Origin of the sequence: Entomospira culicis, assembly GCF_028748145.1 — a bacterium.
In the GTDB taxonomy this organism is placed as follows: Bacteria; Spirochaetota; Spirochaetia; order WRBN01; family WRBN01; genus Entomospira; species Entomospira culicis.
In genome coordinates this window covers 77,012-92,214 of record NZ_CP118181.1, presented here as the reverse complement: position 1 = coordinate 92,214, position 15,203 = coordinate 77,012, and the positions used below count along the sequence as shown (strand labels likewise).

15 protein-coding genes are annotated in these 15,203 nt (G+C 43.9%); 6 read left to right on the top strand and 9 right to left on the bottom strand.

Annotated features, from left to right (window positions below):
* Positions 1 to 259: 259 nt before the first annotated feature.
* The 6 genes from PVA46_RS00415 to PVA46_RS00390 all read left to right on the top strand — a co-directional run bounded on the left by PVA46_RS00415 (position 260) and on the right by PVA46_RS00390 (position 5,274).
* On the top strand, positions 260 to 991 hold the full coding sequence (locus tag PVA46_RS00415; protein WP_167694781.1) for a porin family protein: 732 nt from the start codon (positions 260 to 262) through the stop codon (positions 989 to 991).
* Between the two features lie 120 nt (positions 992 to 1,111).
* Positions 1,112 to 1,852: a hypothetical protein gene (locus tag PVA46_RS00410; RefSeq protein WP_167694780.1), complete on the top strand. Its 741-nt coding sequence runs from the start codon at positions 1,112 to 1,114 to the stop codon at positions 1,850 to 1,852.
* A gap of 88 nt (positions 1,853 to 1,940) precedes the next feature.
* A complete protein-coding gene (locus tag PVA46_RS00405) occupies positions 1,941 to 2,645 on the top strand; it encodes a hypothetical protein (protein WP_167694778.1) in 705 nt (234 codons plus the stop codon).
* 68 nt (positions 2,646 to 2,713) lie between these two features.
* Positions 2,714 to 3,454: a porin family protein gene (locus PVA46_RS00400; protein WP_274360293.1), complete on the top strand. Its 741-nt coding sequence runs from the start codon at positions 2,714 to 2,716 to the stop codon at positions 3,452 to 3,454.
* A 94-nt stretch (positions 3,455 to 3,548) separates the two neighbouring features.
* Positions 3,549 to 4,298 carry a hypothetical protein gene (locus PVA46_RS00395; protein ID WP_167694774.1) on the top strand — a complete coding sequence of 250 codons (750 nt, stop codon included), beginning with the start codon at positions 3,549 to 3,551 and terminating at the stop codon, positions 4,296 to 4,298.
* Between the two features lie 238 nt (positions 4,299 to 4,536).
* On the top strand, positions 4,537 to 5,274 hold the full coding sequence (locus tag PVA46_RS00390; protein WP_167694772.1) for an outer membrane beta-barrel protein: 738 nt from the start codon (positions 4,537 to 4,539) through the stop codon (positions 5,272 to 5,274).
* 179 nt (positions 5,275 to 5,453) lie between these two features.
* On the opposite strand, the gene PVA46_RS00385 is transcribed toward PVA46_RS00390, so the two are convergent.
* The 9 genes from PVA46_RS00385 to PVA46_RS00345 all read right to left on the bottom strand — a co-directional run bounded on the left by PVA46_RS00385 (position 5,454) and on the right by PVA46_RS00345 (position 15,203).
* Complete coding sequence (locus PVA46_RS00385; protein WP_167694771.1) at positions 5,454 to 6,341, bottom strand: flagellar hook-basal body protein; 888 nt, start codon at positions 6,339 to 6,341, stop codon at positions 5,454 to 5,456.
* 57 nt (positions 6,342 to 6,398) lie between these two features.
* A complete protein-coding gene (locus PVA46_RS00380; RefSeq protein ID WP_167694769.1) occupies positions 6,399 to 7,025 on the bottom strand; it encodes an SPOR domain-containing protein in 627 nt (208 codons plus the stop codon).
* Entirely contained in the window at positions 7,022 to 7,606 is a 585-nt protein-coding gene (coaE, locus tag PVA46_RS00375; RefSeq protein WP_167694768.1) for a dephospho-CoA kinase, read from the bottom strand. Before coaE ends, PVA46_RS00380 begins: the two co-directional genes overlap by 4 nt.
* Before the next feature lie 12 nt (positions 7,607 to 7,618).
* Positions 7,619 to 8,398 carry a DUF4097 family beta strand repeat-containing protein gene (locus PVA46_RS00370; RefSeq protein WP_274360292.1) on the bottom strand — a complete coding sequence of 260 codons (780 nt, stop codon included), beginning with the start codon at positions 8,396 to 8,398 and terminating at the stop codon, positions 7,619 to 7,621.
* A gap of 132 nt (positions 8,399 to 8,530) precedes the next feature.
* Complete coding sequence (locus PVA46_RS00365) at positions 8,531 to 9,931, bottom strand: MATE family efflux transporter (protein WP_167694764.1); 1,401 nt, start codon at positions 9,929 to 9,931, stop codon at positions 8,531 to 8,533.
* A 518-nt stretch (positions 9,932 to 10,449) separates the two neighbouring features.
* Positions 10,450 to 11,844 carry an MATE family efflux transporter gene (locus PVA46_RS00360; protein WP_167694762.1) on the bottom strand — a complete coding sequence of 465 codons (1,395 nt, stop codon included), beginning with the start codon at positions 11,842 to 11,844 and terminating at the stop codon, positions 10,450 to 10,452.
* Between the two features lie 119 nt (positions 11,845 to 11,963).
* Positions 11,964 to 12,719 carry a hypothetical protein gene (locus PVA46_RS00355; RefSeq protein ID WP_167694761.1) on the bottom strand — a complete coding sequence of 252 codons (756 nt, stop codon included), beginning with the start codon at positions 12,717 to 12,719 and terminating at the stop codon, positions 11,964 to 11,966.
* Positions 12,712 to 13,407 carry a potassium channel family protein gene (locus PVA46_RS00350; protein ID WP_167694759.1) on the bottom strand — a complete coding sequence of 232 codons (696 nt, stop codon included), beginning with the start codon at positions 13,405 to 13,407 and terminating at the stop codon, positions 12,712 to 12,714. Before PVA46_RS00350 ends, PVA46_RS00355 begins: the two co-directional genes overlap by 8 nt.
* 14 nt (positions 13,408 to 13,421) lie before the next feature.
* Positions 13,422 to 15,203, bottom strand: a complete 1,782-nt coding sequence (locus PVA46_RS00345) for a potassium transporter TrkG (RefSeq protein ID WP_167694757.1) — start codon at positions 15,201 to 15,203, stop codon at positions 13,422 to 13,424.

The following is a 15,203-nucleotide window of genomic DNA, read 5'->3' as shown; positions in this document are numbered from 1 at the left end:
ACAACACTTTTTTAAAGCTCTCATTTCTTTGAGGGCTTTTTTTATTATCTGGATGAGAGATTTTTTTTCATTATCTAGCATTTTCTCCTCTACGAATAATCGCTAAAACGGCTCTTTTTGCTTGACACTATCTCGTGCTTTGGGCTAAGCTAACCTTATCACATACACGTGATTATGTGGGTTAGTTTGCATTATATACTTGACGCAAAGATATATCTTTTGTCTAGCAGTGTTGATGATCTTAAAGGGGGATATATAGATGAAAAAAATGTTCTTATTATGTACGTTGATCTTCGTACAGGTAAGCCAAATGCAGGCAATGACCATTGGACTGGGTGCGCGCGTGGGGGCGGAATTCTCCTTAAATAGTGCCTATCCGGGGGATCAGCCAATGATGGAGCAAATTTCTAAACTTTACAGCCATAAAGACGGGCAACTCTTTAGTGTGAACCTAGTTATGGGACTCTTAGCGGATTTTCGTTTTAGTTCATGGTTTTCGCTCTCGCCATCGGCACAGTTTGCGCTACAGCGACGCGCGAACCTTCAGATGGAGAACAACACTAATGCCAATGACATCAGTAATTTTCATCTGCGCTACAATACCTTAGACGTTGATTTATTAGCAAAATTTCACGCTAAATGGTGGTATCTGGGCATTGGTGCAGGACTTGCCTTTTACTCACCAGTAGCCTTTAATGTAGAGAGTGAAACGCTGGAGACTGATTTCTTTAAAATGCAACGAAAAATGGGTGTTAATGTGGTATTAGATAGTGGGCTTTATATTCCAATTGCACAATCGGAGCACCATCACCTGCTATTAAGCATGCGTACCACCTTCGATGTGCAGGGCATAAAGACTATCTATAATGTCATAAAAGAGGCTCCTGAAAATCCCTCTACCAGCGATATCATTGATATTTTGGGGCAACAAACTCATGTCTTTAGTCCACTGTCGATCTCTATGATGCTTGGTTATTTCGTTCAATTTTAGTTTCTTTGGAAGAAAAGGATCGTAAAATTTCCTTTTCTTCCTTTTTTAGCCAAATAACATATTGACTTCGTTTTACAAATAATATATATTGTATGTATTATTTAAAAAGGGAGTACAATCATGTCTCAACTACACAAAATTTTATTAATGATTCCGCTATTCATCGCAACCAATGTAGGATTAGTAAAGTCAGCTCATGCCTTCGATATCGGGGTGGGCGCGCGCCTTGGCTATGAAGCCTCGCTTAACTTGCACTGGCCTGGCGACGATTTATGGTTTGGAAACAATGGGCTAAGCTTAGAATGGCAGGGCTTCCTCAATCTCAGTAACAACTTTACTGCCGGTATCTTCGCAGACATTCGTCTAGCCTCATGGTTCTCCATTAGCCCAGCATTCAATTTTTCTACGGCACGTAAAATGCCAATGGATCTATCCGTTTATGATTACTTGGTGGAGGATGTGGTGGTAAGCATGAGTGCCAATACCTTCGATCTAGATCTTGTTGCTAAATTTCATATTGGCTGGTGGTACTTCGGCACAGGAGTGGGTCTAAGTATGACCACTGCCCCAACTTTTACGGCAATATCGGAAGATGGAAAGGAGAATTTCGATCCAGAAGGATTAATCCCAACGAAAGGCTTCACTGGATTTAGCCTTGTTCTCGATACAGGTCTTTACATTCCTATTGTCTCCAATAACCACAATGTCTTTATCGGATGGAGAACCACCATTCTACTTAACTCTATTTCTTATGTCACAAATCTTTTCTTCGGGGACGAGGAACAAGAAAGAAACAGTGCCTTTGCTATCTCCCCAGTAGCCACTAGCATCACCGTAGGGTACGTCTATCGATTTATCTAGGTAACCGCGAACTAGGAGTTCCTATGCTCAATCCTGCTATACAAAATATTATGTATAGTAGGTAGCTTTTTCTAAAAGAGGGTAAATTATGTCTCAACGATACAAAATTTTATTACTGATTCCCCTATTCATTATAGCAAACTTGGGTCTAGCTAAACCAGCCCAAGCTTTTGATATTAGTGTAGGAACACGCCTTGGTTATGAGCTGTCGGTCATCAATAAACGCTGGTCAGACGACGCTCTCTATTTAAACGGAGATCAATATAAAGTGGTTTGGTCGCGTATTCCCAGTGGTAGTAACTTCACGCTAGGTCTCTTCGCGGATCTTCGCTTAATTGATTGGTTTTCTCTCTCCCCTGCCCTCAACTTTTCCCTTAATCGTCAAACAAAAGTAAATCTATATGATGATGAGAAAGAAATGAACCGACCCATGCGTCTGGGTACACATACCTTAGATGTAGAGCTACTAGCAAAAATCCATGTGGCGCATTGGTATCTTGGGATGGGACTTGGGTTAAACATGAATAGTGCACCAACCCTCACCTCTAATTCAGCGCGAAAAAAAGTAAGTTACACCCCTGAAAATCTTGAAAAAAGAGGATTTATTGGATTTAATGTTGTCCTTGATACCGGCTTCTACCTCCCTTTTGCCGGAAAAAGACATAACATTTTTCTTGGTTGGCGCACCACCCTCACAGTTAATAGCCCAAATGAATTCAGGAACGAGAGCTTTAGTCTTACAACACCGGTTAGTACCAGCCTCACTGCAGGATACGTCTATCGATTTATCTAAGGAAGAGATCCCCAAAAACGTATGCTTCTCTTGACGCAATAGAAAAAATCGTTTACACTACTATTAGGATGAAAAAAGTAAATTATTTATTCATACTTATGGCTAGCTTGGGGCTAACTATCTTTAGTCGACCCCTGATGGCAGTAGAGATTGGTTTGGGTGCGCGTATAGGTTTTGAAGGTGCCTTAACTTCAGTTACCTTCCCCCTGCGTATTCCATATCAAGAAGGGCAACTTGGTCTCGATTATCTACAACCAATTAACGGAGCCGTAACAGGAGGGCTCTTTATGGATTTTCGTCTTACTCCTAAGTTCTCGATTACCCCCGCCCTAAACGTAAGTGTCAATCGTAAGAGTACCTATAGTATGTTATTTATTGATACCAAAACGAATGAGCAAACGCAGTTGGATGAAACCATCACCGCGGTAACACATAGCTTTGATGCAGAGATCTTATTGAAGTATCATGCAAAATGGTGGTACTTTGGTTTTGGTGCTGGGGTAAGCCTTAACACGAAGCCAACACTAACGTATAATACTACAGAGGAGGGTGCGCGTATTTTCCCAGAAATAGACAATACCAAAGCTCATTGGGGAGCTAATGTTATTTTTGATACGGGCTACTACTTTCCTATAGACTACTTTCAACGACACCATATTTTGTTGGGTTGGCGTACTACATTTGATGTCAAAGGTATTATTGATAGCGTTAAGATACAGACCGATCCGTATGATACAAACACCAATATTTATGCTATCAGTTGGGCAAGCATGGCCTTGAGCTTAGGATATGTTTTTTATATCCGATAAAAATAAGATGAAGAAGATCTTTTTAAAAAAATTTATTGACAAGTAGAAAAAATTATACGTTCTTTGGTATACGAATAAAAAAAAGGAGTATACAATGAAGAGTGTAAGTAAATTTTTACTATCATCATTATTCGTAGGGATCTCTCTATTAGGGATAACGAGTAAGGTAACCGCCTTTGAAGTGGGTCTTGGTATGAGAGCGGGAGTTGAGGCCTCATTCGACGTGCACTGGGCCGGGGATCAATTCATGCTTGGTAGTGGCGAGGGTGGCTGGAACGTTAAATATCAACACTTACCCTTTACCCTAAATTTTACGGGAGGATTTTTTGCCGATTTTCGCTTTGGGGAGTGCAACAATTTCGCCATAAGTCCGGGCTTTAACTTCGCGGTAGCTAGGCGCACCACCATGGATATAAAATATACCGAAGATGGCGCAGAAGCAACCATTAAGGTAAGCCACAGCTCTTTTGACTTAGAAGTACTCGCTAAATTCTTTTTAGGAATATGGTACGTAGGCGTAGGACCTGGAGTTACAATTAACACCGCCCCCATCTTTAAAGATATCGCCGATGGTGGCAACTTTGATCTAGGACGAGACTTTAAGCAAGCTTATGTCGGCATGAATTTTGTCCTAGATACCGGCTTCTACATTCCCCTTGGTGGCTACGATAACCACAACATCATGATTGGTTGGCGCACGGCGGTTGACGTAACGAGCTTTTATCACTACTTCTCCATGCTCTCTGCCATGCAAGACGACCGCGCCTATAGCCTAAAAGCAAACGGAATGACGCTCTTTAGTACCGCGCTTAGCGTAGGCTATGTCTACCGTTTTATTAACTAAGGATATGGTAATAGCACCATTGCATGAGTGATTCGGCATGCAAAAAGTAAATAAGCACCTTAACATATAAGGTGCTTAGATGAAGATTTAATATCTGCATAAGCATTATTCTGTCTTTTAAAATGACAATAAATTACAATAATTTCATTATTTATTTAAAATATACAAAAATTCATTGACTTTTTCTTAGAAATATGTTATTTTTAAGGAAAATCATATCCGAAAGAAGGAAAGATAAATGAAAATTTTCTCGATGAAAAAGACCGTTCTTGGTCTACTCCTCCTTGCAGGTGTTGCCTTAAACAGCAATGCAGTTGAAATTGGTATCGGTGTTCGTGTGGGTTTCGAGAATGAATTCACCACCCGTATGGAAAAGAATAGCGAAGGGACTTTTGGTAATGCTCAAGACGTCAAATTTGGCGCAGCGATGCAAGCAGGGCTCTTTGCAGATATTGGTCTTACCGAGTGGTTTGCTATCACCCCCGGTGTGAACGTCTCTCTCTTCCGTGGTGTCATGAATAAAACCTACGGCACTGATGCCGATGGAAACTGGGATAAAAATCAGTGGAGTAGCGCAAGCAGTAATTTTATGGCCATTGATGTGGATCTCCTAGCAAAATTAATGTACGGCAACTGGTATGGTGCTGTAGGTGTCGGTATGACCTTTACAACTGCTCCTACCATGACGTTTAAAGATTCCGATGGCTCTTCTGAAAAATTTAATAGTAATGCAACCAGTCGTATCAGTATGAATATTGTCATGGATACTGGTCTTTACTTTCCCTTGATGGATAGCGAAAACCACTTCCTCATCACGGGTATCCGCACTACCTACGACGTCTTTGCTCTATTCGCAAAAGAGATGAGCCGCAATCAAGCAATGAAGGCTATGGCTAATCCTTATGATATTAAATTTGCTGGTGCTTCTCCCTTTACTGCAGCATTTACCGTTGGGTACATGTTTAAGTTTGCTTAATTAAATCACTTAGTTTTTAACACCGAGAGGAGCAAATGCTCCTCTCTTTTTTGTATTATCATTTCATAAACCTACAAAAAAATTGCTAGGGAATAATCCCGAATCTTATTGTTTTGACTCACACATAATAAAAAAGAGGATGTTCCCATCCTCTTCACTCTTCTTGCGTTGTTGCTTAATTATGCGCGCAATACTTTATTGATTGCTTGTTCAATTGCAGTATCGGCAGTTTGCACGCTCTTTTGCGATGCCTCATACGCACGGTTCACGGTAATCATCGTTACCATCTCTTGCACCGCGTTCACCGAGGAGGTCTCTAAAAAGCCCTGCAACACTTGTGGACGGCGCTCACCTACTTGCAAGTCGCGCGCCTCACCCGAAAGCTCGGTAGCTTGCCACATGCTATTACCCACTTTATTCAAGTAGCGCTCGGCTGGTTGATCCATCGTATCGAAGAAGTGCACAATCCGTAAACGATCTACAACCTCACTCTGCGCCCAATCATTCTCGCGCGCCGTAATTACCGCACGTGGGTCGCCATCAATGGCGCTATTATGCAAAATCGTGCCATCTTTGTCTACCTTAAAGTTATGGAGCTTCACCTGAATCGGGCCGTTCTCGCCCAACACGCGATAGCCGTCCTTCGTCTCCAGATAGCCTTCCTTCCCCAACATAAACGATCCATTGCGGGTATAGCGCTCGCCATAAGGTGTCTCAATGACAAAAAAGCCCATCGCCAAGGTATCTTCATTATTCCCCAGCGCTAAATCAAAGGCATTCTCTGTCTGTTTAAAGCTGCCTTGCTCAAAAAGCGTGTACGTCTCGTTATACTCCACACCCATGCCTAGCTTACCCACAATCGGTGCGCTGTCGTAGCTACCGATAGGCAAGGTAACCCGTCCGTTGTCGTTTACCCGTTGAATGAGTAGCTCTGGAAAGGCCTTTAGGATTGATACGTCCTTTTTGTAGCCCGTCAAATCGACATTGGCTAAGTTGTTTGCCACCACATCTAAACGATGCTCATTTGCCTGCATGCCCGAGGCACCAATATATAATCCTCTAACCATTGCTCTTCCTCTTCTCTTTTAATGATACACCATATTGATAATTTATACAATCCTTTTTTAATTGCGCACCACATACGCATCGACAAAATCACTGCTGCGATCAAAAAGAGATCGCGACTGAAAGGCTCGGCGTAGAGTCTCCTGATCACGTAAGTAATCACGAAAGCGTTGGGCTTCAGCGATATTTTGCCAAGCGCCAAAGCGTAAGCGATAAAGCACCCGATCGCCTTGGGTTACCGTCTCAATCGTACCAGACAATCCTAACTCCTGCAGCGCCTCGGCCGCCGCCACCGCACGCGCTAAACTGCTAAAGCTTCCCGCCTGCACCCAATACTCCCCACGGGTAGAGCTCTTGCTAGGGGGCGAAGGGGTAGGGCTACTCGGCGTGCTAGCGCTCTTACCGTCATTGGTGTCTTTATCTTTTATCGGTGCATTAGTTACCGTATCGGTGATGGGGGGAACAACCGCGGGCGTATCTTCATCGGGAATAATAATCGCAATCGGTGCATCGTCGGGGTTATCCAAATTGGTACTCGGTACCTCATCCTTACCCTTACCAGGAAGTTCGGCAATAAGCGTGCCTTCATCCACGCGTGGAAAGAAGAGCGTGCCCACCCAAATGCTCGCACCCACGACCACGGCAGAGAGAATTAATGTAACAATTGTTCCCTTTTTTACCATCATTTTCCTGCTATTTTATCTAAGATAATGTTAAGCTCGCGCGCCAAATCCGCCAACGACTCATTGTTGTTAATGTAATATATATCGACATTTTTCCAGAAAAGTTGAGGCCTCAAGAGGCGTTGCGCCCAAATTCGTCGGATAACAAAGCCTAAACTCCGTTTATCCCGCACCAGCGCGCGCTTCATACGTTGACACAATTTCGCCTGCACATAGATAAGTGCGTCCACGCCTTCTACCTTAACCATCGGCAATAACGCAGCATTAATCACGATGCGTTCGCCAGCATGCTCTGCTAGCACTTGATGGATCTTCTCCACGACATAGGGATGGCTAATCTGATTGAGTGTATCGAGTTTCTTCTTATCACTAAAGACCACCCGTCCTAATTTCTTCCTGTCAAGGCCACCGGCATCATCAAAAATATCATCCTCCATAAAGGCCACGACAATCTCGCGCTCTTTTACCTGTAACGCCTCTTGACCTAGCTTATCCGCATCAATCACCAACCAGCCATCATCAGCAAGAAGGCGACTCACTGCATCTTTGCCACCGCACGCCTTACCACAAACCCCTAAAACCACAATGCACCTCTTTTACACATCAATGATAATTTTGCCATAGCCGGTGCGAATCTCCACCTCCGAAAGCCTCTGTCCTGAAGCACCCCCCCAAGATCCCACACTTGCCAGCTGTTTGGGTAGACGCTCACGTTTGCCGTTGATCGTTGCACCACCGGCTAATTGTCCGGCACGCAAAAAGATACGCCCACCTGTCATCCACAATAAAGAGATATCCCCATAAATGGTTTGTAGGTCGACAAAATCGAAGGCAACCTGCTCCAGACGTAACGCACCATGCGCACTCTTGGCAAAAACCTTGCGCCCTCGTACCCTATCCACCACAATATCGCCTTGTAATGTTTCAAGAAAGAGGCTCTGTAATAGCTCCACCCCACGCCCCTCAAGGGTAATATCGCCCATCAGCACTTTAAATCGATAAGGGACATGGCGAAAGGTTTTAGGAATCTCAAGATACATCGTAAGATTTGTCGCTGGGCTCTCCTTAATCACCTCACGATTCTCCCAGAGATCGCTAGCACGCTCTCCCAAAGCAAGCTCTTCACCCACTGACAACACACCAGATCCTTTATGATAACGTACCTTGTGGCGAAATTCTCGCGCGCCATCACCCACCAGACGCATGCCTAGTTGATGACCATCCACCCAAGAAATTCTTAAATGCACCTTCAAGAGATCGATCTCTAAACTCTGGATAGGCTCTCTACTTCGATAGATCTCCACCTCCTCGGCAGAGCCAAAACTCACCAAGCACATTATCCCGATCACGATTCCTACCCATCGCCACTCTCTCATCTTCTACCTCTAGGCTTATCATAACATATCTATCGCTTTTAACTCAAGCGCGCCCTGCAAAGATAAAGAAGATCTCACCACCAAGCAAGATCTTCTTTAACGCTTTTACGTAGAATCCAAATATGGCTAATACTAGTCGATAACTTTATGTCCTTTCCATTTACCACTGCGATAGCGTGCGTTAAAGAGTACCCATAAAATCACGACATAAGCAACTGCCGTAAGATAAATGGCATACTGCACCCACTCCCCAGTAAAATTCATCAAGATAAGAGGAGGAAGAATCATGGTGAATAATACCGTAACAGCAATGCGTGAGGAGAGATAACGCCCATCGCCCAACGCCTTAAGCGCCTGCATGTAGACATTAAAAAAGGCATCTGGAATCAACCATAAACCGGTAATCATTAAGAAATAACGGGCAATTCGCTTCGTCTCATCCAGCAATTCTAGGTCTAAGTGCTCCTCACCAGAACCGTATAGCGCGATTAAGAAATCGGGAATAAGCACAAAGATTAAAAGCATAATCGAGGCATAACTCACCGTTAAAATTAATACCCGACGTACAATCACATTGAGATTATGTAGCCGATTTGCCCCACGCTCTTGCGCCACAACCACGGCACCTGCCGTTGCCATAGAGACGACCGGCATATAAACAAAATTCTGTAACCCATAACCAATACCCGCGGCAGCCACCGTAGCATCGCCGAATTTACCCAAAGCTATCAGCAAGAAGGCATACCCTGTCGCCTCTAATCCCAGCTTCAATCCAGCCGGTACACCAAACTTAAGCATGCGCTTAATGATGTCAGGCTCGAAACGCGGACGTAAAATCCCCTTAAACTCGCGTGAAGCGAACAAGAAAAAGATAATCGCAAAGGTAACACTCGTGATAACTCCCAGCACCGAGGCTAATCCCGCACCGGCAATACCCATCTCCGGAAAGATGCCGTTACCAAAAATCAAGAAGTAGTCCATAACGATATTGACCAGGTTGCCCACAACTGCGACAATCATCGAAAAAAGGGTCTTACCGCGCCCAATAAAGAAGGCTACCAAGGCAAACTGAATCAACCCTACCGATTGCATAACAATCATATAACTAAAGTAGGTCTTCTCTTCTTGCACCAACAGTTCAGAATGATCAAAAAAAGGAAGCGCAAAAAATTCTCGGCTAATCGGCAAGGTAATGATCATAAATGCGCCAAAAACTAAAGCCAAAAAGAGTCCTGCCCACACCGGCGAGGCGAGCATATTCTTACGCTCTGCACCATAGTACTGCGCCACCATATCGTTAGCAAAGGCAATGGTACCATTAAAAAAGAAACCAATGGCTAATGCCAAGTCGCCTGCCGTACCTACAGCAGCAAAGGAGACCAAGTCGTAATGCGAGACAAAAATCCTGTCCGTAAGCAACATGGCCGCAAAAATTAATCCTTGCACCACCATCGGCAATGCAATCCGTAAAATTCGACGATAACTCGTGTTCTCCTGATCTATCATCGGGTTTAAAGTAGCGTTACTACCCATAAAATCACTCCTTATATAACATTAATCAAATCCATAATCGCTTTGCTGAAATGATAACTGTGAAGACCACTGCTTCCATGTTGCCACAATCAATTGCTTTGGCATCGGTTCTTTCTCCTACAAATAAAGCATTTAGGCATGTCTACGACCACCTTACTCAAATCATATATTTATTTTTAATATAAACTTTCTAAAAAACACTTACAAATATCCCTATACATAAATAACATACATCTTTCTACTTATTTAAGTTCAAACAAGTATACTCACATATAGATACCTTGCACGCATCGCACATTTCGTCGTTGAATGTTCTATTAAATCGTTTTTTATGCGGGGACTATCCCCAGAATTATGGTAACAACCACCTTTTTGCTCTGCACCAACAACCGATAAAACAACACGCTGAATGGTTGGTGGGAAAATTGTAGAAGAGAGCTCTGCAAACGTCTATCCAGAGCATCTCTTCTTCTACATTATACACTGACTACAAATTTTTTGCAACACCTTTTTTCAAGTTAATCAATCACGTGATTATCCTTCCACTTACCACTACGGTAGCGCAAGCCAAAAATAATCCAAAGGATAATGACATAGATAATCGTCATGCCGTAGATAACATACTTAGGCCACGCAGCGTCGATTCCACTAAGGAAAACAGCAGGCAAGGTAATCAATGCAAAGACCATAATAATCATCGTAATCGAGATAAAACGGCTATCTCCTAAGGCTTTAAGCGTTTGCATATAAGTGTTAAAGAAGACATCAGGCACTAGCCAAAGCCCCGTAATCAACAAGAAATAGCGCGCAATATGCTTTGTCTCGGCCAATAATTCGGGATCGGCACTATCGCCACTATCAAAAATTGTAATCAGCTGCTCTGGAAAACGCCACATAATAAAGAGCATCAACAAGCTATAAACCGATCCAATAATCATCACTTTACGTAAAATTAATCTAAAATTATGCATACGCAACGCGCCACGCTCTTGCCCAATTAAGATTGCGCCAGCGTTCGCTACCGAGGTTGTGGGTGAATAAACAATATTCTGTAGACCAAAGCTAACCGCAGAAGCGGCCAACGCTGCCGTACTAATCTTCCCTAAAAACATCTGCATAACCGTAAAGCCTAGCATCTCTAAGCCAACCTGTAAGCCTGCAGGCAAGCCCAACAGAAAGAGACGCTTGATAATTTCTGGTTGAAAACGCGGGCGCAACATATCTTCTTGTACGCGTTTAGCATCCACAAAAAACCAAATTGCAATCAATAAGCTCACCACCGCAGAGATCAAGGAGGCAAGCCCTGCTCCAGCAATGCCCATTTCGGGAAAAGGCCCAACCCCAAAAATTAACAACCAATCAAAGAGAATATTGCTCAAGTTACCCGCCACCATCACAATCATCATCTTATAGGTTTGACCAATGCCAATAAAGTAGCTCAACAGCGCCCGCTGAAAGAGCATCACCGCATACATCAAGATAATATAACGAAAGTATACCTGCTCTGCTTTGATTAACGCCTCTTCATGTCCAAAAAAAGAGAACTCAAAAATCTTCTGGGTCAGCGGTAACGTGATCACCAATAACACCGCAAAAATACTTGCCAAAAAGAGCCCCGCCCACACCGGTGCAGCCAACATATTTTTTCGCTTAGCCCCATAATACTGCGCAACAATATTGTTAGCAAACCCTACCGTTTCACCGGTAAAAAAGCCAAATGCCGTTGCAAGCCCACCCGCCGTACTCGCAGCGGCAAGATACATTACATCATAGTTACCCACAAAGATACGATCCACCAAGAGCATCACCGAGAACATTAATCCCTGAATCACCATCGGTATGGCTACCTTAAGTAATCGGCTATAACTCGTCCGCTCCTGATCCGTGTGGTACTTATCGACTATCGCGTCCATCTCTTTTACCTAATCCTTTTATCACGCTATTACAGTGAAATTAACCCGCTCTTTATGTTCATGTAATGTGGGTTTCAGAATAGTATAACCAATCTTTTTGATTTTGTCAAGTAATATTGTTAAAATCTATTCTCTTCTGACAAAAACGTGCGCCGAATCTTAGACTTTTGCGCCCCATGATCAAAGCTCTTCTGCACATGTTCTTGTACATTATACCCTTCATCCATCACAAAAACATAATGGATAACTCCCGACTCATCGTACACCGGATAGCATCGATAATCCCCGAGACTAAGCGTATCACTCTGAGTAGAAAAGTATGCTACATAACGCTTTACCTCAAAATCACTAATAATGTCTCCTAAATACTTACCCGCCTGCAACTCTAAGCCCAAGCGCTCGCGGGCGACACTACTATGCCCTAAAACAATGCCTCCAGCATCCACGATCACTAAGAACGGCTCTACCATCTCCTGCATCACATCAAATAAGACCTTCTGCGCACCTATCTTAAGCCGACGCTTTTCACTCAACTGCAAGGTTTGCGCCAAAATATCATTAAGATGGCGACCAAACTGCCCCAATATCCGCTCTACACGTTGAGGATTATAGGCGCTCGTGCCCGCAAGCTTTGCCATCCGCATCAACTCTCGATCCACCCGCTTAGAACTCGCATAAAGCCAGTGCATCATCAAAGCATAAACAACCAAAAAGACAATATGCATATACAAGTGTGTCTCACGCAAATATTTAATGCCGGGGTATTTACTAGAAATTACATAGTCGATATAGAGCAAAAAAACCAATTGAATCAACAGCGTGCTCATAAAGACGAAAAAAAATTTTCGGCTCGTTAATAAAATCAACTTACTCATTCTTGAACCTATCCATCGCGCTGGTAGAGCCCACCACAATCAAAATGTCGCTTGCTTCAATTTTATCTTCAGGGCCAGGCAATAGAATCTCCTCGCCTTGTGTGGGTAATCCCTCTTCGCTCACCAAGAGATGAATACGCCGAATCGCCACGATATTAATACCATACTGCTTGCGCAGGTCTAACTCGCGCAACTCTTTTCCAACCAATGCTTTATTGGCAACAACTTCAGCTAACATCACCGCATTACTAAGACGAATCACATCTAAAATATGCGGACTCGCCAACTGATGCGCCAAACGTTTACCACTCTCCTCTTCCACATTGATAATTTGATCAGCACCAACCTTTGTGAGCGCATGTGCATGAATCGTCGTCTCCGCACGCGCCACGATATAAGGAACGCCCACCTGTTTAAGATACAGCACCGCCAAAATCGCCACCTCAAATTGACTAAGCGCAACCAGCGCCACATCCACATCATCCAACGGCGCGCGAATCGTAAAAGATTCCTCCTCCGCATCAATTAGCAACGCTTGGGCAACGCGCCCCTTCACTAAGTCAAGCGCATTTTGATCGTTATCAATCGCAATCACGCTAAAACCTTTCTCTGCCAACGCCGTCGCTAGATGCACGCCAAATTGCCCCAAACCAATCACCGCAAAGACTCTATCCTTATCTTCTGCCATTGTCCACCTCTTTTCTATCCGATATACACATTGCCCAAAGGATAACTAGGCTCTTTCTTCACCTCGCGTTCTTGGGCAAAACTAAAGAGCGTAAGCGCACCCAAACGACCAATCAGCATTACCGACATAATCACAATACGTCCTAATACCGTAAGATCGCTGGTATAATTGAGCGAGGTGCCCACCGTGCCCAACGCCGATACCACCTCCCAAAAAATAGCAAAAGGCTCTTGCACTCGCTCGGTGATACTCAAGGCAAAGGTTGCCAATATCACCACTAAAATCGCACTGATAAAGAGAATATTAGCACGACGCACATCCTCCCAGCTAATGCTCATCTGACCAATTTTCGCCAAAGGACGCTGTTGAATAAAGGCACGGAATCCTGCAAAAATCACCAGTATCGTATTGAGTTTAATACCGCCTGCCGTTCCTCCAGATGCTCCACCAATAAACATTCCTAGTAAAAAGAGCCCTTGCGTAGAGAAGCGCAACGTGGTAAAATCGCGCGACATAAAGCCTGCAGTCTTGGCATCTACCGATAAAAAAGCACTCTCAATATACTGCTGTGCCGTACTAAGTACATAAATCGAGTGAGGATGCTCAAAGGCATAAAAGAGAAAGAAGAGGACAACCATCAACAATATCGATCCATAGCCACTACGTAACACTAGTGTGCTATTATTCATTGTTACCTGTGTGCGATTCAGATGATCTACCCCCTTGCTAAGATAACGACCAAGCGCGCGCTTCATGCGATTTAACTCATAAAAAATAAAGTTAAAGCCCACCACCCCAAAAATAATCAGCAAATTGATCATCCACAAAAAAGAGAAGTCAAATCTCAAGCTCTCTAGCGATCCCCCCGTAAAGAGCGAAAATCCTGCATTATTAAACGCCGATATGCTAAAAAAGATCCCATGCCCCAGCGCAGGCATCAAGAGATACTCCTGTACCACAAAAAAGTGCCAAACAAAATAACTCGCGCCAATCAACTCAATGATAAGCGTCGCCCAAATCACCCGTAGCGCAACCTTGCCCACATCCGAAACCGCATCATCGCTAAAGGAGTAGGCCAGCAAGGTACGCCCCGATAGCCCCACCGATCGTCGCACATAAAGCATAATCGATCCCAATAAGGCAATACCAATTCCCCCCAGTTGCACCGCCAAAACCAAGACCCCCAGCCCAAACGGACTAAACGTCGAAGCAATATCTACCGGCGCTAACCCCGTAACACAAATCGCCGATACCGTTAAAAAGAGCGCATTCAACGCGCTCAATCCCCCCTCTTGATATCCGTATTGCGAAATTGGCAGGAGAAGGAGCACCGTAAACAAGAGAATCAATGCGGTATAACTCAACACCATCATATGCGCAGGCCGTTGGAGAAGCATCCCGATATAGCGTTTAAGTTGCGCCTGATTAATTTGATGCAGATAAAAAGAGAGGCTGTGTATCAAGATAAACGCATAAAACACCTTCTGATGCCCCAAGCTATATTGGTAGTTTGGCAGACGAAGCCAACCATAGCTCAAGGTTACGGCACTCCAGAGTAAAATAACGAGAAAGCGTCGTAGCCACAGCCCGATCTGATCAGTGCGACTAACTAGCTGATAAATCACATCGGCAACCACCCAACTCATCAAAAGCTTAGGCATCCAACGCAAGAACCAATCTACCCGAAAGAGTATCTGTGCGTAGTCGCTACTAGCAAGGAAGATAAAGACAATCGAAAAGATCATCAGGAGAAGATTGGTACGACGAAAAAATTGTCGAACATTAACCCGCGCCAC